The organism is Haloarcula sp. Atlit-120R, from assembly GCF_003665885.1.
In the GTDB taxonomy this organism is placed as follows: Archaea; Halobacteriota; Halobacteria; order Halobacteriales; family Haloarculaceae; genus Haloarcula; species Haloarcula taiwanensis.
This window is the reverse complement of the sequence record NZ_QPLN01000001.1, coordinates 39,755-57,424: the sequence shown is the minus strand read 5'-3', so window position 1 is coordinate 57,424 and position 17,670 is coordinate 39,755. Positions and strand designations below refer to the sequence as shown.

The 17,670-nt window shown below is 66.3% G+C and carries 17 protein-coding genes and 1 pseudogene; 14 read left to right on the top strand and 4 right to left on the bottom strand.

The annotated features are described in order from the left end of the window. Nucleotides 1-42: 42 nt before the first annotated feature. The 5 genes from DVK01_RS00305 to DVK01_RS00285 all read left to right on the top strand — a co-directional run bounded on the left by DVK01_RS00305 (nt 43) and on the right by DVK01_RS00285 (nt 4,908). A complete protein-coding gene (locus tag DVK01_RS00305; protein ID WP_101350411.1) occupies nt 43-1,053 on the top strand; it encodes a hypothetical protein in 1,011 nt (336 codons plus the stop codon). A gap of 80 nt (nt 1,054-1,133) precedes the next feature. Next, nucleotides 1,134-1,448 carry an Htur_1727 family rSAM-partnered candidate RiPP gene (locus DVK01_RS00300; protein WP_101350410.1) on the top strand — a complete coding sequence of 105 codons (315 nt, stop codon included), beginning with the start codon at nt 1,134-1,136 and terminating at the stop codon, nt 1,446-1,448. After that, complete coding sequence (locus DVK01_RS00295; protein ID WP_101350409.1) at nt 1,445-2,680, top strand: TIGR04347 family pseudo-SAM/SPASM protein; 1,236 nt, start codon at nt 1,445-1,447, stop codon at nt 2,678-2,680. Before DVK01_RS00300 ends, DVK01_RS00295 begins: the two co-directional genes overlap by 4 nt. A 447-nt stretch (nt 2,681-3,127) precedes the next feature. Continuing rightward, nucleotides 3,128-3,814, top strand: coding sequence for a PHP domain-containing protein (locus tag DVK01_RS00290; protein WP_101350408.1), 687 nt, complete (start codon nt 3,128-3,130; stop codon nt 3,812-3,814). Further along, nucleotides 3,814-4,908, top strand: coding sequence for an asparagine synthase C-terminal domain-containing protein (locus DVK01_RS00285; RefSeq protein WP_121535083.1), 1,095 nt, complete (start codon nt 3,814-3,816; stop codon nt 4,906-4,908). Before DVK01_RS00290 ends, DVK01_RS00285 begins: the two co-directional genes overlap by 1 nt. A gap of 7 nt (nt 4,909-4,915) precedes the next feature. Here the strand turns inward: DVK01_RS00285 and DVK01_RS00280 are convergent, their stop codons facing one another. Both DVK01_RS00280 and DVK01_RS00275 read right to left on the bottom strand, forming a co-directional pair. Continuing rightward, nucleotides 4,916-5,392: an NUDIX hydrolase gene (locus DVK01_RS00280; RefSeq protein WP_101350406.1), complete on the bottom strand. Its 477-nt coding sequence runs from the start codon at nt 5,390-5,392 to the stop codon at nt 4,916-4,918. Nucleotides 5,393-5,435: 43 nt separating this feature from the next. Continuing rightward, nucleotides 5,436-6,410, bottom strand: coding sequence for a transcription initiation factor IIB family protein (locus DVK01_RS00275; protein WP_004591831.1), 975 nt, complete (start codon nt 6,408-6,410; stop codon nt 5,436-5,438). 224 nt (nt 6,411-6,634) lie between these two features. Here DVK01_RS00275 and gatC point away from each other — a divergent pair, with 224 nt between their 5' ends. From gatC to DVK01_RS00255, 4 genes are all read left to right on the top strand, one after another. Beyond that, entirely contained in the window at nt 6,635-6,913 is a 279-nt protein-coding gene (gene gatC / locus DVK01_RS00270) for an Asp-tRNA(Asn)/Glu-tRNA(Gln) amidotransferase subunit GatC (RefSeq protein ID WP_101350405.1), read from the top strand. Then, on the top strand, nt 6,914-8,191 hold the full coding sequence (gene gatA / locus DVK01_RS00265; RefSeq protein WP_101350404.1) for an Asp-tRNA(Asn)/Glu-tRNA(Gln) amidotransferase subunit GatA: 1,278 nt from the start codon (nt 6,914-6,916) through the stop codon (nt 8,189-8,191). It abuts the gene before it with no gap. Between the two features lie 256 nt (nt 8,192-8,447). Then, nucleotides 8,448-9,581 (top strand): M48 family metallopeptidase, encoded by a 1,134-nt coding sequence (locus tag DVK01_RS00260; RefSeq protein ID WP_233562739.1) that lies wholly within the window; start codon nt 8,448-8,450, stop codon nt 9,579-9,581. Between the two features lie 41 nt (nt 9,582-9,622). Continuing rightward, a complete protein-coding gene (locus DVK01_RS00255) occupies nt 9,623-9,808 on the top strand; it encodes a hypothetical protein (RefSeq protein WP_004516202.1) in 186 nt (61 codons plus the stop codon). Between the two features lie 31 nt (nt 9,809-9,839). Here DVK01_RS00255 and DVK01_RS00250 read toward each other — a convergent pair whose 3' ends face one another. Then, nucleotides 9,840-10,943, bottom strand: a complete 1,104-nt coding sequence (locus tag DVK01_RS00250) for a glycosyltransferase (RefSeq protein WP_101350403.1) — start codon at nt 10,941-10,943, stop codon at nt 9,840-9,842. A gap of 102 nt (nt 10,944-11,045) precedes the next feature. Here DVK01_RS00250 and DVK01_RS00245 point away from each other — a divergent pair. Further along, nucleotides 11,046-12,386, top strand: a pseudogene (locus DVK01_RS00245) (MFS transporter); the annotation flags it as partial. 19 nt (nt 12,387-12,405) lie between these two features. Here DVK01_RS00245 and DVK01_RS00240 read toward each other — a convergent pair. After that, entirely contained in the window at nt 12,406-13,455 is a 1,050-nt protein-coding gene (locus tag DVK01_RS00240) for a glycosyltransferase family 4 protein (protein WP_101350401.1), read from the bottom strand. Nucleotides 13,456-13,575: 120 nt separating this feature from the next. Between DVK01_RS00240 and DVK01_RS00235 the strand changes: the two genes are divergently transcribed. The 4 genes from DVK01_RS00235 to gghA all read left to right on the top strand — a co-directional run bounded on the left by DVK01_RS00235 (nt 13,576) and on the right by gghA (nt 17,664). Further along, nucleotides 13,576-13,863 (top strand): ribonuclease P protein component 4, encoded by a 288-nt coding sequence (locus tag DVK01_RS00235; protein WP_121535082.1) that lies wholly within the window; start codon nt 13,576-13,578, stop codon nt 13,861-13,863. Nucleotides 13,864-13,915: 52 nt separating this feature from the next. Then, nucleotides 13,916-14,164, top strand: a complete 249-nt coding sequence (locus DVK01_RS00230; RefSeq protein WP_121513108.1) for a YhbY family RNA-binding protein — start codon at nt 13,916-13,918, stop codon at nt 14,162-14,164. Beyond that, a complete protein-coding gene (locus DVK01_RS00225) occupies nt 14,164-15,042 on the top strand; it encodes a mechanosensitive ion channel family protein (RefSeq protein ID WP_101350398.1) in 879 nt (292 codons plus the stop codon). The genes DVK01_RS00230 and DVK01_RS00225 overlap by 1 nt, the downstream gene beginning before the upstream one ends. A 228-nt stretch (nt 15,043-15,270) precedes the next feature. After that, nucleotides 15,271-17,664 (top strand): glucosylglycerol hydrolase, encoded by a 2,394-nt coding sequence (gghA, locus tag DVK01_RS00220; protein WP_121535081.1) that lies wholly within the window; start codon nt 15,271-15,273, stop codon nt 17,662-17,664. The last annotated feature ends 6 nt before the right edge of the window (nt 17,665-17,670 follow it).

Below are 17,670 nucleotides of genomic sequence, written 5' to 3'. Positions count from 1 at the left end.
CATAGGTTCGGTGGAAAAACATCCGGACAAGGCTCTCAAACCGTGCCTCGAAACCAGACGCGCCGGCGGACGCTCGCGTTGCTCGGCTCCGCGCTCTCGGTTCCGGTCGCCGGCTGCTCGGGCGGCCTGTTCGGCAGCGAGACGGACACCGCGCCCGACACCCCGACACCGACCCCCGAGCCGACAGTCCAGCGCGTACCGGCAGCGTACCGGCTCCGGCGCTGGCTCCCCCCGCTGTGGACGCTCCCGTACTCGAACCCCGCGCAGGTGGGCTACCAGACCGTGAACGTCTCCGACCTGCGGTTCGCTCGGCTCGACGCGTCGGCCGGGAACGAACTCATCGCCGACGCGGCCAGCGACGCCCGAACGGAAGACAGCATCCCGCTGGCGATGACATACCGCACCGAGGCGCTCGAAGTCGTCGTCATCGCCCGCGGACCGACGGAGGCCCTGCTCGACTCGTTCGAAGCCCGGGGCATGACCGAGGGGTCGTCGGACGCCGGCTACCGGGTGTACTACCAGACCGACGAGGAGGGCGAGCGACGGCTCACCTACATCGGCGGCAACGAGTGGAGCGTCTACGTCCGGTTCAGCGGCGACCGGGACGAGGACCTCACCGCGGCGCTGCTTGAGGCCAGGACCGGCGAGGGCCAGTCGTGGGCGAGTGCCAGCCCCGAGACCCGGCCCCTGTTTTACGACGCGTACGTCGCCGCCGACGCCCAGGGTGTGCTGTTCCCGTCGCCGACCCCCGGCAGTTTCGAGGGCGTTGACGGCGACCTCCACGGGGCGCTGGCGAGTACGGTCTTTCCGGGCAGCGACGAGCAGTCCTACGACACCGCGCGGATGCAGGTCACGCTGGCGTTCGCCCCCAACGCGCCCGCCCGGCGCTCGGCCGTCGAGGCCGTCTATCGCGGGGCCGCGGAGTCCGCCGAGCGGGAGACGTTCCGCCTGTCGTACTGGCCGGTCTTCGACGACCCGACCGTCGAGCAGGTCGGCGAGAGTGCGATACGCGTCCGGCAGGACGTCGACACGGAGACGCTCCGGGACGCATAGGGCTCCGAGTGAGGGCGGGTAGTTCCCAGTAGCTGAGAACACGCCAGTCCCGTTTTTCTTGGGGAGACTAACAGGGGGGTATGGAAGAGTTCGACCACGAGGTGGACGCCCCGCGGGGCGCAACGAGCCGCGAGTGGGAGGTGTTCGTCCGCGAGGACACGGCGGACCCGCTGGCCCACGTCGGAAGCGTCAGCGCACCGTCCGCCGACATCGCCAGGGAGCAGGCCGCGTCGCTGTTTGGCCGGACCGCCGTCACGCTGTGGCTGTGTCCCGCCGACGAGACCCGCCGCTACCAGACCGACGACGCGGCCCTCGGGTCGGGGGCGACGGGGGAAGATGCCACGATGAGCATCGACGAGATGGAGTCGGAGACACTCCGGGGTGAGAACCGATGATTTCGGTCTCGAAACTGCTCTGTGACCTCGATGCCGAGGGCGATGGCCTCCGGTACGACGCGGCCGACGAGTCGACCAAGCGCCAGATACGCGACCGGAAACAGCGCCGCCCCGTCGTCGTCTGGAACGTTACGAAGCAGTGTAATCTCTACTGCGACCACTGCTACGCCGCCGCCGACACCGACATCGCCGACGGCGAGCTCTCGACGGCCGAGGGGAAGGCGCTGCTGGAGGACCTGGCCGACTACGGCGCGCCGGTGGTGCTGTTTTCCGGCGGCGAACCGCTCGTCCGCAATGACCTCGAAGAACTGGTCGCCTACGCGAACGAGGTCGGTGTCCGCCCGGTGCTCTCGACCAACGGGACGCTCATCACCGAGGAGCGCGCCGAGTCGCTCAAGAATGCTGGGCTGAAATACGCCGGCGTCTCCGTCGACGGCCTGCCGGAGCGAAACGACGACTTCCGCGGGGTCGACGGCGCGTTCGAGGGCGCGGTCCAGGGCATCGAGAACTGCCTCGACGCGGGCCTGAAGACCGGCCTCCGGTACACCATCACCGAGCGCAACGCCGCCGACCTGGAGGGCGTCGTGGACCTGCTGACCGACGTGGGGGTCGACCGCTTCTGTTTCTACCATCTGGACTACGGCGGGCGCGGGACCGAAATCGTTGACGCTGACCTCACACCTGAGGACCGCCGGCAGGCGGTCAAGCGGGTCTGTGACATGACTCGGAAGTACCACGACCGCGGCGAGGAAATCGAGACACTACTGGTCGGGAACTACGCCGACGCGGCCTACCTCGTCGAGTACGCCCGCGAGCACATGAGCGACGCGCAGGCCCAGCGAGTGTACGAGTACCTGCGGGTCAACGGCGGAGACCCGACCGGCGAACGCGTTGCCGACGTGGACTATCAGGGCAACGTCCACCTCACACAGTTCTGGCAGGGGTACTCGCTGGGGAACGTCCGCGACCGCTCGTTCGGCGACATCTGGGAGGACGAGTCGAATCCGCTGCTTCGGGCGCTCCGGAACCGCGAGGACCACCTCAGCGGGAAGTGTGCCGACTGCCGCTACGCTGGGGTCTGCCGCGGCGCGTCGCGCCTGCGTGCGCTCACCGTCGAGGACGACCTGTTCGCCCCGGACCCGCAGTGCTATCTGGAGGACGCCGAGGTTCACGGGCCGCTGCCGTTCGACACCGGCGGGAACTCGGTCGCTGGCGGGAGTTCGGCAGACTGACCCGCTCGTGTTTAGTCGAGAAACTGCAAGTACTACTGACCAGCCCCGCGTTCAGTCCCGCCCTGTCGGCTGACCGAGCGGCTACGCCGGAACGGGAGGGGTGTCGGCAGCGCTACACGCCCGCTGCTCGGGCGACCTGCGGTCTCCCGGTGGCCGGGGTTTCTGGCTCTCAGCACCACGCTTCGCAGTAACCGCTGCCACCGACCCGGACAGCCCTACTTTAATCCCCGCCAAACCAAGGGGGACGACTCATTCCTGCGTGCCGGTAACTATCACATGCGACCGTCGATTGACGGTCGTGTCGTCGGGAAACACACGCTCAGTCTCGTGGGACAGATGGGCGTTCCTTCGGGCATTCGGCCGCCCTGGACACGGCGGCCGGTTTGTTCTCTGTGAGCACTGGGGCGGACCGGGGCGTTTTTGCCCTGCCCCCCGCTATCGACACCTGTGCAGTCGGTTGAGCTACACGCGCATTCGTCGCTGTCGTACGACGGCCGGGACCCGGTCGAGCTCCTCTTAGAGCAAGCCAGCGGTGTCGGACTGGACGCGCTGGCTGTGACTGACCACGACGAAATCGACGCCAGCCTCCGGGCGGCCGAACTCGCCCCGGAGTACGGCCTCGTCGGGATTCCCGGCATGGAGGTCACGTGTGCCGCCGGACACGTCCTCGCGCTGGGGATACAGGAGGCGATTCCGCCCCACCTCCCCTTCGACGAGACGCTTGACCGCATCCGCGAGCAGGGCGGGCTCGCGGTCGTCCCGCATCCGTTTCAGGAGTCCCGCCACGGCGTCCTAGAACACATCTCGAAGGCCGAACTCGCGACGGCCGACGCCATCGAAGTGTACAACTCGCGGCTGCTGACCGGGCGGTCGAACCGGCAGGCCGAGCGGTTCGCGCGACGAAAGGGGCTGCCGATGACCGCTGGCAGTGACGCCCACATCGCGGAGATGGTTGGGCAGGCGGTCACCAACGTCGGCACGGACGAACGAACCGTCGAGGCGATTCTAGACGCGATCCGCGAGGGTAAGACGACTGTCGAGGGGAAGCGGACGCCGTGGCGCATCAGCTTCCGGCAGGCGGCTGGCGGGGCGAAGCGACGCGTCAAGAACGGTATCGCGGAGCTCCTACAGTGATGCAGGGAGCCGACGCGGCCGCCGTCGCCGACGCGCTCGACAGCGGCGACCCGCTCCCGGGGACCGGCGGGTTCGCGGGCGACGTGGACGGGACGCTCGTCCGGGACGTGCTCGGGCGTTACCCGCTGTTCGTGGAGCGAGACATTGCCGAAGAGGGGCGACTCGGCCACGACCAGTGGGGTCACGACCCGGCGGCGCTGGAAGACCCGCGGTCGTTCCCCGCAGGCCACGTCCGCGACGGCGACGGGACCAGACGCCGCTTCACGCTGCCGTCGCCCGACCCGTTTCCGGACCGAGAGACGGCGGTCGAGGCGGTCCAAGCGGCCGTCGAGACCAGCGTCGACGCCGTCGACACCGACGGGCTGGCAATTGCCTTCTCCGGCGGCGTGGACTCGGCGTTGCTCGCGGCGCGGCTCGACGCGCCGCTGTACGTCGCTGGGTTCCCGGACAGCCACGACGTCGAGGCGGCGCGGTCGGCCGCGGACTTGCTGGGGACCGACGTGCGCGTCGTGGACCTCACTCACGACGCCATCGAGCGGGCCGTGCCCGAGGTCGCGCGCGCGACGGGGCGGGTCAACGCCATGGACGTACAGATAGCGCTCCCGCTGTACCTGGCCGCCGAACGGGTCGCGGCGGACGGCTTCGACCGGCTGGCGCTCGGGCAGGGAGCCGACGAACTGTTCGGCGGCTACGCGAAGGTCGCCAAGGCCCCCGAGGACCCCCGGGTCGACGCTGACACGGTCAGGGGCGCACAGCGCGAGGTCGTCGCCACGCTCCCCGACCAGCTAGAGCGGGACGTGCTCGCGTTGCGGGCCGCGGGCGTCGAACCGGTGACGCCGCTGTTGCACGACCGCGTCGTCGCGGCCGCCCTGCGACTGGACGGCGACCTGCTGGTCGACGGCGAGACGCGGAAGGTCGCGCTCCGGGCGGCCGCCCGGGAGTCGCTCCCGGACGAGATTGCGGACCGGGACAAGAAGGCCGCCCAGTACGGCTCCCTGGCGGCCCGCGAACTCGACCGCCTCGCCCGGCAGGCCGGCTACAAGCGCCGGATGGACAATCACGTCACGAAGTACATTGAAGCGCTCATCGAGTGAGCTGCGGCTACGGCTCGTGAACCGACTCGATTGCTCGCTGGCCGACCTCGACGACATCTGCCGGGAGTTCCCCGCTCCGGTCACGTAAGTCAGCCACGGAGAACCACTCCCAGTCCTCGGCCGGCTGTTCGCCCGGCCCCGGTGTGATGTCGCGGCTGTCCGCCCGGCCGTAGAAGATGAAGTCGATGTGCTGGTGGCCCACCTCCCCCTCGGCGGTGACGTTGATGTCTTCGAGCAGGAAGTGCTGTGGCTGAGGTATCGACTGGACCGTCTCGCTCTCGATATCCTGCTGGGGTGCGATGAGGTCGACATCAAGACCCAGTTCCTCGCGCGTTTCGCGGAGCGCGGCTTCGTGGGGCAGTTCGTCGCGGTCGATGTGGCCGCCGGCTGGCAGCCACATGTCGAGCTTGCTGTGTTCGTGCAACGCGACGCGGCCGTCGCTGACAACGTAGACGGTTGCGACAAAATGGCGGGTCGTCTCCATACCGACGGAACGGCACAGTCAGAGGTTTAGGTTACGATACCGGTCAGGGGTGGATGTTGTCTTCCGCTTCCAGCAGTTCGTGGTAGCGGTTGCGGATGGTAACCTCGGAGATGTTGGCGACTTCGCTGACCTGGCTCTGGGTCACCTTCTCGTTGGTGAGCAGCGAGGCGGCGTAGACGGCGGCGGCGGCGAGGCCGACCGGCGACTTCCCGGAGTGGACGCCCTCTTGCTTGGCGTTCTGGAGCAGCTGGCGGGCGCGCCGTTCGACCTCCTCGGAGAGGTCGAGGTCCGACGCGAACCGCGGGACGTAGCTTTCGGGGTCGGCGGGCTGGATTTCGAGGCTCAGCTCGCGGACGACGTAGCGGTAGGTGCGAGCGATTTCATCCTTCTCGACGCGGGAGACGCCGGCGATTTCGTCGAGCGACCGCGGTGTGCCGGCCTGTCGCGCGGCGGCGTACAGCGACGCTGTCGAGACGCCCTCGATGGAGCGGCCGGGGAGCAGGTCCTCGTCGAGGGCGCGCCGATAGATGACGCTCGCGGTCTCGCGGACGTTCTCGGGCAGGCCCAGCGCGGAGGCCATACGGTCGATTTCGCCAAGCGCCTGCTTGAGGTTGCGCTCTTTGGAGTCCCGTGTCCGGAACCGCTCGTTCCATGTGCGCAGGCGCTGCATCTTCTCACGCTGGCGTGAGGACAGGGAGTTGCCGTAGGCGTCCTTGTCTTGCCAGCCGATGTTGGTCGACAGGCCCTTGTCGTGCATCATATTCGTCGTCGGCGCACCGACGCGAGATTTCTCGTCTTTCTCCTTCGAATCGAACGCGCGCCATTCGGGACCGGGGTCAATCTCGTCCTCCTCGACCACCAGCCCACAGTCTTCGCACACCGTCTCACCGCGCTCGCTGTCGGAGAGTAGCGCACCGCTACACTCCGGACAGACGAGTGATTCCGACTCCTCTTCCTCCGTCTGCTCTGTCTCCGTTTCGCGCTCGTTCGAGTATCGGCGGATGCTGGTATCGGTCATTTGTTGGGGGTGGGACAACCGGGTATCGTACCCGAAAAACGTGTTGTATCCTATTGTTGTATCTACGGCGACTTAAAACTTTTGTCTGTTTCAGAAGTCCAATTTTCGGAACGGAAAACAAGAGTTGGCAAATCGTGTGTATTACCTCCTATAATTGTTAACTTATTTATATTTCTGCCCGGTGTTTCGAAACGCTTACCGCGTATCCAGCACTCCGGCCCGACATGAGCGACCCCGCCGTCGATCCCGAGGAGGTCCGGCACGTCGCCGACCTCGCCCGTGTTGACCTCGCAGACGACGAGATCGAGCGGTTCACCGAGCAGTTCGGTGACATCCTCGACGCGTTCGAAGCGCTCGACGATGTGCCCGAGACAGAACGGGAGGCAGACCTCTCGAACGTGATGCGCCCCGACGAGATACGTGAAAGTCTCTCACAGGAGGACGCACTCCAGAACGCCAGCGACACCGAGGAAGGACAGTTCAAAGGACCGAAGGTGTCGTAGATGACGGCGTACAACGGCTACGTCACCGACGAGACAATCGAGGGGGCCGAGGACGGCCCGCTGGCGGACACGACCGTCGCAGTCAAGGACAACATCTCAACCGAAGGCGTCCGGACGACCTGTGGCTCGGCGATGCTTTCCGACTACGTCCCGCCCTACGACGCGACGGTCGTCCAGCGGCTGAAAGACGCCGGTGCGACCATCCCCGGCAAGACCAACATGGACGAGTTCGGGATGGGAACGACCACCGAAACGTCGGCGTTCGGCCCCGTCGAGAACCCCGTCGCCGAGGGCCGCGTCCCCGGCGGTTCCTCCGGTGGCTCGGCCGCCGTTGTCGCGGCCGGCGATGCTGACCTCGCGCTGGGGAGCGACACCGGCGGTTCCATCCGCTGTCCGGCTGCGTTCTGTGGCGTCGTCGGCATCAAACCGACCTACGGACTGGTCTCCCGGTACGGCCTCGTGGCCTACGCGAACAGCCTCGAACAGATAGGCCCCATCGCGCCGACCGTCGAGGACGCTGCAGAACTGCTGGACGTTATCGCCGGCCCGGACGAACACGATGCAACGACACAGGAAGCACCCGAGGCCGACGGTTCCTACGCGGCGGCTGCCGACGGTGACGTCGACGGACTCTCTATCGGTGTTCCGACAGAGCTGCTCGACGGGGCTGACCAAGAGGTTGTCGAGACGTTCTGGACGGCGTTGGACGACCTCGAAGCACAGGGCGCGAGCTACCACGAGGTTGACCTGCCCTCGGTCGAACACGCCGTCGAGGCGTACTACGTCATCGCCATGTCCGAGGCGTCCTCGAACCTCGCGCGGTTCGACGGCGTCCGCTACGGACAGTCGGGCGGCTACGACGGCAACTGGAACGATTCCTTCGCCAACGCCCGCGAGGAGGGCTTCGGCGAGGAGGTCAAGCGCCGGGTTCTCCTCGGAACGTACGCCCTTTCGGCGGGCTACCACGACAAGTACTACAAGAAGGCACAGGACGCCCGGGCGTGGGTCAAACAGGACTTCGACGAGGCGCTGGATGACGCCGACGTGTTGGCGTCACCAACGATGCCCGTCCCGCCGATGAAACGCGGCGAAAGCCTTGACGACCCGCTCACGATGTACCTGGCCGACGCCAACACGACCCCAGTGAACCTGGCGAACCTCCCGGCTATCTCCGTGCCGGCCGGCGAGACCGACGACGGGCTCCCCGTGGGCCTGCAACTGGTCGGACCGGCCTTCGGCGAACGCGAGATAATCCGCGCCGGCAGCGCGCTGGCGTAGGGACGCGAGTGAGCGGAGCGAACGAGCGATTTTTCGCCTACGTTTTTCGACGAGTGGTGCTCGCAGCGAACGCAGTGAGTGAGGACACCCGGGGAACAAAAAGGTGGTTGGCGAGCGAGAAATAATCCGCGCCGGCAGCGCGCTAGCGTAGGGACACGAGTGAGCGGAGCGAACGAGTGATTTTTCGCCCGCGTCGCGGTCGACGGGTTTGCGCCCCGTCACGCTTTTTGAACAGGCTGGTGAAATAGACACGAGAGTGCCCTCCACCCACAGTACACGCCGGCTACGGCTGGGTGCCCTCCTGCTCGGGCTGGTCGCCTTCGACGCCCTCGCCGTGGTCACGGCGTACGTCCTGGCACACGTCGCGTACGGCTTGCTCCCGACGCTTGGCCTCCCGGTCGGCGCGTCAGTCTGGACCCGGGGGTTTCATCTGGTCCCGCTCGGACCCGTGGTGCTCGCCGGGACACCGCTCGTGTTGGCCCTCCAGTGCTGCTTTGGCTACCGGGTCACGCTACGGAAGGCCGCCGGCGGCCCGGACCTGCCCGAGGCACCCGGGCCGGAAACCACCAGAGAGCGCTTCACCGCGATCAAACGCAAGCGGACTGCGACACAGCTCCGCAAGCGGGTCGCACGGCTGGCCCAGACGGTGGATATGGCAACGCCCGAAGTGCGCGTCATCGACTCGGCGACGCCGAACAGCTACGCCGCGAGCCGACCCGGCGAGCGGACGCTGTTCGTGACGACGGCGCTCATCGACCAGCTTGCCGACGACGAGCTGGACGCCGTCCTCGCTCACGAACTCGCGCATCTGAAAAACGGCGACTCGTTCGTGATGACAGCGGCGGCGTTCCTGCCGATTGTGAGCGCACGCGCCACCCGGAGGCTTCGGACCACGCTCGAAACGTCGGTGTTCACTCACCGGTTCCTCGACGGAGAGATAAGCAGAAACGCCGTCGGCACTGCCTATTTTCACCTCCCGCTGGTCGCGTTCGCGCTCGCCGCAGTACCGTTTACCGCGGCGCTGTATCTCGCCAGCACGACCTGTTACCGGCTGTTGTCCAGAGTCCGGGAGTACGCGGCGGACGCAGGCGGCGTCGCCATCTGTGGCTCCCCGGCGGCGCTCGCCAGTGCTCTGGAGACGCTGACAGCGGACCAGCGCCCGGCCACGGACATCCGAACTGCTGAGACCGGTGTGCGGGAACTGTGTGTGGTGCCGTACGCGATTGCAGACGGGACGCCCGACCCGCCGGAGGGACGGGCCGAACGGCTCGCCCACCGCTGGCGGAGCGTCTCCGAACGGCTGCTGCCCGGGTCGCATCCGGACGTCGAACGCCGCATCGCTGCGCTGGCAGAGCGACAGTCCGCCCGTGACCAGCACGAGCGCCCGTGACGAATGGGTACAGTTTACTCGCCGGCGGCCCGAAAGAGCGTATGAGCGACGACGCCGAAGGGCGACTCAGCTGGCTCCACTGGCCGACAGTCCTGAAGGGGCTGGCACTGGGAATCGGGGCTGGCCTGATACTGGCCGTCTCACTGGGGGATTTCTACCTCGGGATACTGCTCGGGACACTCAACGGGCTCGCGTTCGGTATCGGTTGGTCACACTCGCGGGCCTGAGCTGCGGAGTCCGGCGCTGTTCGGATGACGGTTACAGCACGCTAGCGTACACGTCGGCCAGTTTGTCGATGGCGTGCTCGACGCTGATTACGTCCCGCCGGGCAAGACAGCGCTCTCGAAGCTGTATCTGGTCATCGAGGACGCGCTCGATAGCCCGGCGAAAACCGTCGATGTCGCCTTCGTCGTATGAGTAGCCGGTTTCACCGTCTTCGATGGTGTCGCTGAGTGCGCCGGCGTCGACGCCCGCGACGGGCGTCCCACAGCAGTTGGCTTCCAGCGCGACCAGCCCCTGCGTTTCGACGGGGCTGGGGAACGCGAACACGTCAAGTGTCGAGTACAGCTCGGGAAGCTCCGCCCGGTCCAGAAAGCCGAGAAACCGCACGTCGACATCGCTGTGTTCGGCCGTCGCTTCGAGGGTTTCACGGGCCGGGCCGTCGCCGCCGAGCACGACAGTCACGTCCAGCCCCTCGCAGGCGGTGATGATGTCAGCTAGACATTTCTCGTAGCCGTGGCGGCCGGTGTAGCCGACGATGGGGCCGTCGGGGAGGTCGTAGCGGTCCCGGAAGTCGGTCGTGTCGACCGGTTCGAACACGGTCGTGTCGACGCCGTTCGGGACGACGGACACCGTTGTATCGAGGCCAATAGACTCCCGGAGATGGGTCGCTGCGCGCTCGCTTGGCGCGATAACGGTGTCGGCACGGCCAAGGAACCAGCGTTCGTAGCTCTCGGCGCTGGAGCGGACCGCTGACTCGACAGCGCCGTTGAAGGAGACGTACTCGGCGTACTCGCTCGTGGGCGTGTGATACGACGCGACGAACGGGATGTCAAGCTTCCCCGCGAGTCGCTGGCCAGCCATCCCGAGGCTGAACGGCGTGTGGGCGTGGACCAGTTCGGCGTCCCGGACGCCGTTCGGTATCTGTGGCATCCCGAGGCGAAAGCCCTCGTAGAACGGGAACGGGAGGCTCCGGACCGGGTACTCGTTGTCGGCGGGGTCGTGGTCGCTTTTCGGATAGACCACGCCCATGCGACCGCCGCGGTCGCGCCAGCGGTCCCGCCACGTCTGCACCGTGTAGGTCACCCCATTGACGGTCGGGAGATACGTGTCGGTAAACGTCGCGACGTGCGGCAGTGCCATCGCCGCGGCGTAGCAGGACCAGGGCTTAAACCGTTGCCATTGGCAAGCCACTAATCAGGTGATTGTCACCCGCCACCAAGCGCCAGAGCGCTTTTCCGGGACCGTGGTGGAGTGTGGGTAATGGACCGGGACGGCTGGCTGTACGCCTGGGCGCTCGCATCGGTGGCACTGGGCGCGGGTTCGCTGCTCGTGCCGCTGTATTTTGTCGCCATCGGCGGCGAGACGTTCATGCTGGGCGTCCTCGCCGGGGTGGCCGCCGCGGCGGGCGCGCCCGGCGCGCTCGTCTTCGGGCGCGTCGCCGACAAAACGGGGAAGCGCCGTTCGCTCGTCCTGGTCGCGCTGGGACTGGCGGTCATCGCCCTGGTGCTCGTCTCGCTGACGGAGCGGCCGTGGCTAGTCATCGTCGGCAACGGCCTGCTGTGGTTCGCGGCGGGCGCGGTCGCGCCGGTGCTGACCCTGCTCGTCACCGTCGGAACCGTCGAGCGGGACTGGCCCGCGCGGTTCGCTGTCCTGAACCGCTACCAGGGCTGGGGGTGGGCCGGCGGCCTCGTCCTCGGCCTCGTGTGGACGACGCTGCTCTCGGGACCGCTCGGTGAGGTTCCCGCCCAGCAGTCGCTGCTGTGGCTGTGTGCGGCCGCCGTTTCTCTGTCGATGGCGCTCGCGGCGAAGTGGCTACCGGCCGACCCCGACGAACTCGCCAGCCCACGAGCCAGCCGGCTCTCGCGGGCCATCGCCCGGTCGCGCCGGCTCCCGGTCAGGAGCGCGACGTTCCCGGTCGGCCCGGGCCGGCTGTACTGGCTCACGCGGTCGATACATCCACGGGACGTCGTGGCCCGGTTCACTCCGGCGCTGACGGTCTACTTCGGAGGCGTCGTCGCCTTCTTCGTCGGGTTCGGCGTGTTCTGGGGACCGTTGCCGCTGTATCTCTCGCGGACGCTCGGCTACAACTCCGGTCTGGTCTTTGCGCTGTATCTCGTCTCCAGCGTCGGGTCGGCGCTGTGGTACGACCGCGCCGGCAAACTCGCCGAGCGGTACGACCCGAGCGGGCTTCAGGTCGGCAGCCTGCTCGCCCGCGCGGCGCTTCACCCGGCCGTCGCCGTCGTGGGACTGCTCTTCTCGGCGGCGCTCGTCGGCACAGCGGTCACCGGCGTCGTGTTCGCCCTCATCGGCGTCGCCTGGGCTGTCATCGCCGTCACCGCGGCCAGCGTCGTCACCCAACTCGCGCCGGCGGCGATTCGCGGCGAGGCGCTCGGCATCTACACCGCCGTCTCTGGGCTGGCGAGCGGCGTCGGGTCGATACTCGGCGGCTGGCTTGGCGGCTACGGCTTTCTGCTCGCGTTCTCAGTCGCCGGTGCGCTGGTGTTTGTCGGCGCAGCACTGGTCGCAGTCGTCTGGCGTCGCTCACCGTCGGTAGCTGTCGCAACGGACCCCCGCTCAGCATAACAATCCGCTGGGGCGGCGATCAGACCAGTTTTTCGTACGTCTCGATCAGCCGACGACCGACCCGGTCTAAGCTGTGTTCTCTGGCCGTCTCTTTAGCGTTCTCTCCGAGTCGGTCCCGCAGGTCCGGGTTCTCGGCGAGACGCTCCAGTGCCTCGCGGAACTCCGTTTTGTCAGAACAGATGAGACAGTCGTGGCCGTCCTCGTAGTACTCTCGGAACACCGGAATATCGGAAAGGACGACCGCCTTCCCGCAGGCCATCGCCTCCAGCACGGCGATACCCTGATTCTCTGCCTTCGTCGGGAACAGGTACACGTCGCCGGCCCCGAACGCGCCGCGGATGTCCTCGACCCAGCCGGTGAACGTGACGTTCTCTGGCGGGTCGTTCACCCACTGCGAGACGGTCTTCGAGGCCTGTGGCCCGGCGTCGTATGGGCCGAACCACGCGAAGTCGTGCTCCGTTGCCTGTGCGAGTTCACAGAACGTCGTCAGCCCCTTGCGCTCGAAGACGTTGCCGACGGCGAAGACGACCATCCCGTCGAGGTCGTAGCGCCCGCGGTAGTCCTCGCGCATATCCTCGTAGCCTGCCAGCGCGTCGATGTCGACGCCGTTTGTCATCGGCCGTATCGGCGCATCGACCGGGTACGACTCGAGGATGTCCTTCGTGTACTCGGAGGGACAGAGCACGAGGTCGGCCTGCGAGTAGAACCACCGGAGGTACCGACCCAGTGCCGGCGCGACCAGGTTCGACCCGCGGAAGCTATCCCGGAAATCCTCGCGGGTGACGTGGGCGTGCAGGACGAGCGGGATGTCTGCCTGCGCCGCGTGTTGTGCCACAGCGACGGACCCCGGTCCGATCATGTTGCAGTGAGCGATGTCAAACGCTCGGAACACCGGATCGTTGAAGGCGATATTGCCACCCAGTGCCCACGCCGGATGGCCCTCCTGCCAGGGCGTCGTCTCCACCTCGATGTCGGTCTCGGACAGCGCCGCCCGCTGGTGGTCCACGGCAGTTCCGATGCCCGACCGGTCGAGGCGGTCGGCTAGTTCGAGATAGTTCAGGACGCGCACGTCTCGGGCAACTCTACCGGGGCCGAAAATCCTATCGACTTTCCCTGTGAGGGGTTGTAATAGATCGCAGTTGCCAGCTCGTTCGGAAGGCATTTTCCCGCCGCCGACCCAGTACCGCCAATGACGGACGAGGCGACCATCGCCCGCGAGCGGATCGAGCGCCTCCAGTCGCTCGCTCGCGAGGCCGTCAAGGCTGGCAACGAAGACCGTGCTCGGTCGTACGTCCGGCGCGCGCGACGCGTCGCGGAGCGTCACCGTCTGCGGCTGCCGCGGTCGTTCGAGCGGTCGACATGTGACGCCTGCGACACGTATCTCTTGCACGGCCACAACGCCCGCTCGCGAACCCAGTCCGGCCACGTCGTCATCACCTGCGACTGTGGGTCACAGTCCCGCTACCCGTACGACTGAGGATTCTTTACGACTACTGGTTTTAAGGGGCTGTCCGCGCTAAACCGTGTACATGAGTGACTCTTCTCGACAGTCTCGGATACACGACCTCGACGCGACACTCCGCGTCGGCAAACACGGCATCGAATCAGTAGCGGACGAACTCGATGACCAGCTGGAGAACACCGACCTGGTGAAAGTCAAGTTCCTCCGCTCGTCCCGCGGCGGCACGACGACCGAGGAACTCGCCGACGACCTTGCTGAGCTGGTCAACGCCACCGTGATTCAGGTTCGGGGACACACTGCTGTGTTTGAGAAATGATGCAGGTCCAGCCACTCGCCGACCTACTCAACGGGCTCGGTGTGCCAGCGGCCGGCTCTATCGCTTCGGCAGTGGTCTTCGTCGTTGTCTTCGCCCTCGTCTACGTTCTGGGGAAGGCAATCGTCCTGCCTATCGTCGACCGCTCGCTCAAGTCCCGCGACCTCGATACGCACGCTCGGCGGCCGCTGAAGAAGGTCGTCAGCATCGGTATCGTGTTCGTCGCCATCTCCGTCGCCTTCGGGATGGCCGAGTACGGGAACTTCCTGCAGTCGCTGGCGACCATCGCCGCGGCAGCGACGCTGGCCATCGGCTTCGCGATGCAGGATGTCATCAAGAACTTCGTTGCCGGCGTGTTCATCTACACCGACAAGCCGTTCCGCATCGGTGACTGGATCGAGTGGGACGGTAACTCAGGCGTCGTTGAGGACATTAGCCTCCGTGTGACTCGCGTCCGGACCTTCGACAACGAACTGCTTACCGTGCCGAACTCGAATCTGACCGACGGCGTCATCAAAAACCCCGTCGCAAAGGACCAGCTCCGATTGAAGTTCGTGTTCGGCATCGACTACGACGACGACATCGACGAAGCGACTGAAATCATTCTCGACGAGGCCAGGGCACACCCGGGGATTATGGACGACCCCGAGCCCTCCGTTCGCCTCGTTGAACTCGGTGATTCCTCTGTCGGACTCCAGTCCCGTATCTGGATCGAAAACCCCAGTCGGTCCGACTTCGTCAAGACCCGCGCCGAGTACGTCAAGTCAGTCAAGCAGCGGTTCGATGCCGAGGACATCAATATGCCGTATCCGAACCGGACCATCGGCGGCGGGCTGGAGATGACCGGACTCGACAGCGTCGTGGAACCGGCCGACGACTGAGGGCAGGGCGGCGGCTTTTTTGTGGGCGACCGCGGCACGTGACTGCTGTCCCGGCAGCTGGTGGTCGGCTCGATACTGTAATTTTCGCCTGCGTGAACGGGCCGACCAGAGGCAACGCTCTCGGCTGTGCGGGTGGGGCACAGGTAGTGATGTGAGGGAAACGCTCATATTGTGTGTGAGAGACATATGTGCTATGAACGAATCGGACAGGCAATGGGATGACGTCTGATGGCGCGTTCCAGTTTCCGACCCGATGCGACCGACGCGCTGTGTACCTGGCAGCGTGACCGACTCGACGAGCACGAGAGTCGGTTCGACGCGGCGACGCAAATCACGTCCCGGCTCGGTGCACACTGGCGAGACAGCCACGCGGAGTTCGGGTTCTGGACGCCGGAACTCGTCGGTGCGGTGCCGGCCGAATCTGTGGAACTCGAACTGTTGACGGCGACAGAGCCGGTCGACCTGGCCGCCGCTGAGCAGACCGTCGCCTTCGACAGACAGCTCGTGGAGACGCGCCGGGAAGGGGAGTTTACGTGGGCGGCGGTTGACGGACCACGGCCGGGGACTCGCGACCAGCTCGGGACGCTCTACCGCCTCAGCTACGAGCAGGACGGCAGCCGGGAGACCATCACGGATCCGTTTGCGGACTCACTGCCCTTCGGTGCCTACGGCCCGCCGGAGCTGTACGACATGGACCGCCTCGATGAGCGCCGAGACGACCGTGCGTACTTCCAAGCGCTCGCAGAGGACGGTGCCGCCCCGCACGCCCACGAGGACGACGGATTGCCCCGATTCGAGCCTGCGACGAGCATGCTCGAAGTCCACCCGGGGACCGCAACCGAGTCGGGCACGCTCGCTGGCCTCACCGATGTCTTCGACCGAATCGGTCAGAAACAGCGCGACGGCGAGGCGCTGACGCCGGCCGAACGCAACTTCACCGGGTACGACGCCGTCCAGCTAATGCCGCTCGCCCCCATCACACAGAACGAAGACGAACTGGGCTACTGGCTCCCCGAGGCCGAGAGCGAGGGGCAGCTCACGGCGACAGTCAGGCACCCCGACATGATAAACTGGGGGTACGACATTGTCATCTCCGGGTTCGGAACGGTCAACCCGGCCATCTTAGAGAGCCGTCGGCCGGACGAACTCGTCGACCTCATCGCGACCTTGCACACGATGCCGGACCCGGTCAAGGTCGTCTTCGACATCGCGCTGGGCCACGCCGACAACGGCGCGCTCCCACTGCTCAACGACGAGTGGTTCGCCGGACCGGGGATGTACGGGCAGGAGCTTGATTACACCCAGCCGGTCGTCCGTGCGGGCCTGCTCGAACTCCAGCGCCGCAAGATGGACTTCGGGGCGGACGGGATCCGCGTCGACGGCGCACAGGACTTCACGAACTGGGACCCCGAGGCCGAGGAGGAGTACCACGACGACGAGTACCTCGCCGAGATGGACCGGGTGACACAGGAGGTGGCCGGTGTCGAGTACCGTCCGTGGATGATCTACGAGGACGGCCGCCCGTGGCCGCGCTCGGACTGGGAACTCGCGTCGACGTACCGGACGCTCATCGAGGAACACCCCCACGCCTACCAGTGGGGGCCGGTCACGTTCGCCCACAATACGCCGGCATTGCAGACGTTCTGGGCGACGAAGTGGTGGCGCGTCCGCGAGGTCGCGGACATGGGCGAGAACTGGATCTCCGGGGTCGCGAACCACGACACGATCCGCCGCGGGACACAGCTCGAACCGGACCCGCCGTTCAGCCAGCCACAGATAAACCGATATCTCGGCGACAGCCGGCAGGAGCAACTCGAACGGGCCTACAACAATCCCGCCACGACGATCCTGTTTCACGGCTTCATGCCCGGCTGTCCGATGGATTTCACGCACGCCAACATGCGAGCCCCGTGGGGCTTCGTCCGCGACACGGACGCCGTCTGGAACCTGAAAGTCCTCGCCGAGGAGAAGAACTTCCCCGAATGGCAGATACGGGACCGCGACTTCGAAGACGACCGGTTTTTCACCCGTCTCAAGGAGTGGGGATTCGAAAGCCGCGCGGAACTGAGCGCGTTCCTGACGTGTCTCAGCGACACGGTCAGCATGACCGACTACGACAAGGCGGAAATGGCAGCGCTACTTTCTGTGGTCGGGACACCCGTCGGCGACGACCTCTCCGTCGAGGACCTGGAACAACTGGGTCTCGACTGGATGCGGGACATCGCTCACTTCGCCACGCTCTCACACTGGACCGACACACAGGACGACGACCGAACCGCGTTCGACCTCGAAGTCAGACGGTTCCGCCACGAGCACGACTGGGTGACGACAGACCTTACGGGCGAAGATGTACTCGACTACGTCTATCCGACTGACGGGACAGTACTGTACTACGGCTACCGCACCGATTCGGAGACCGGCGAAGAACTCCTGTTCGTGGGGACCATGGAAGGCGTTGCCGAAACCGTCACTCCCAGTCATCTTGTCGATGTCGACGAAAACGGGTGGGATGTCGCGCTCGCCTCCCCAGGGCTGGCAGTCAAGGACCCGGGCGAACCGGTAACGCTCGCTGACAGCCAGGCCGTGCTCTTCAGTCGATCTACTGCGAACGGGCCGTTGTGACACTAT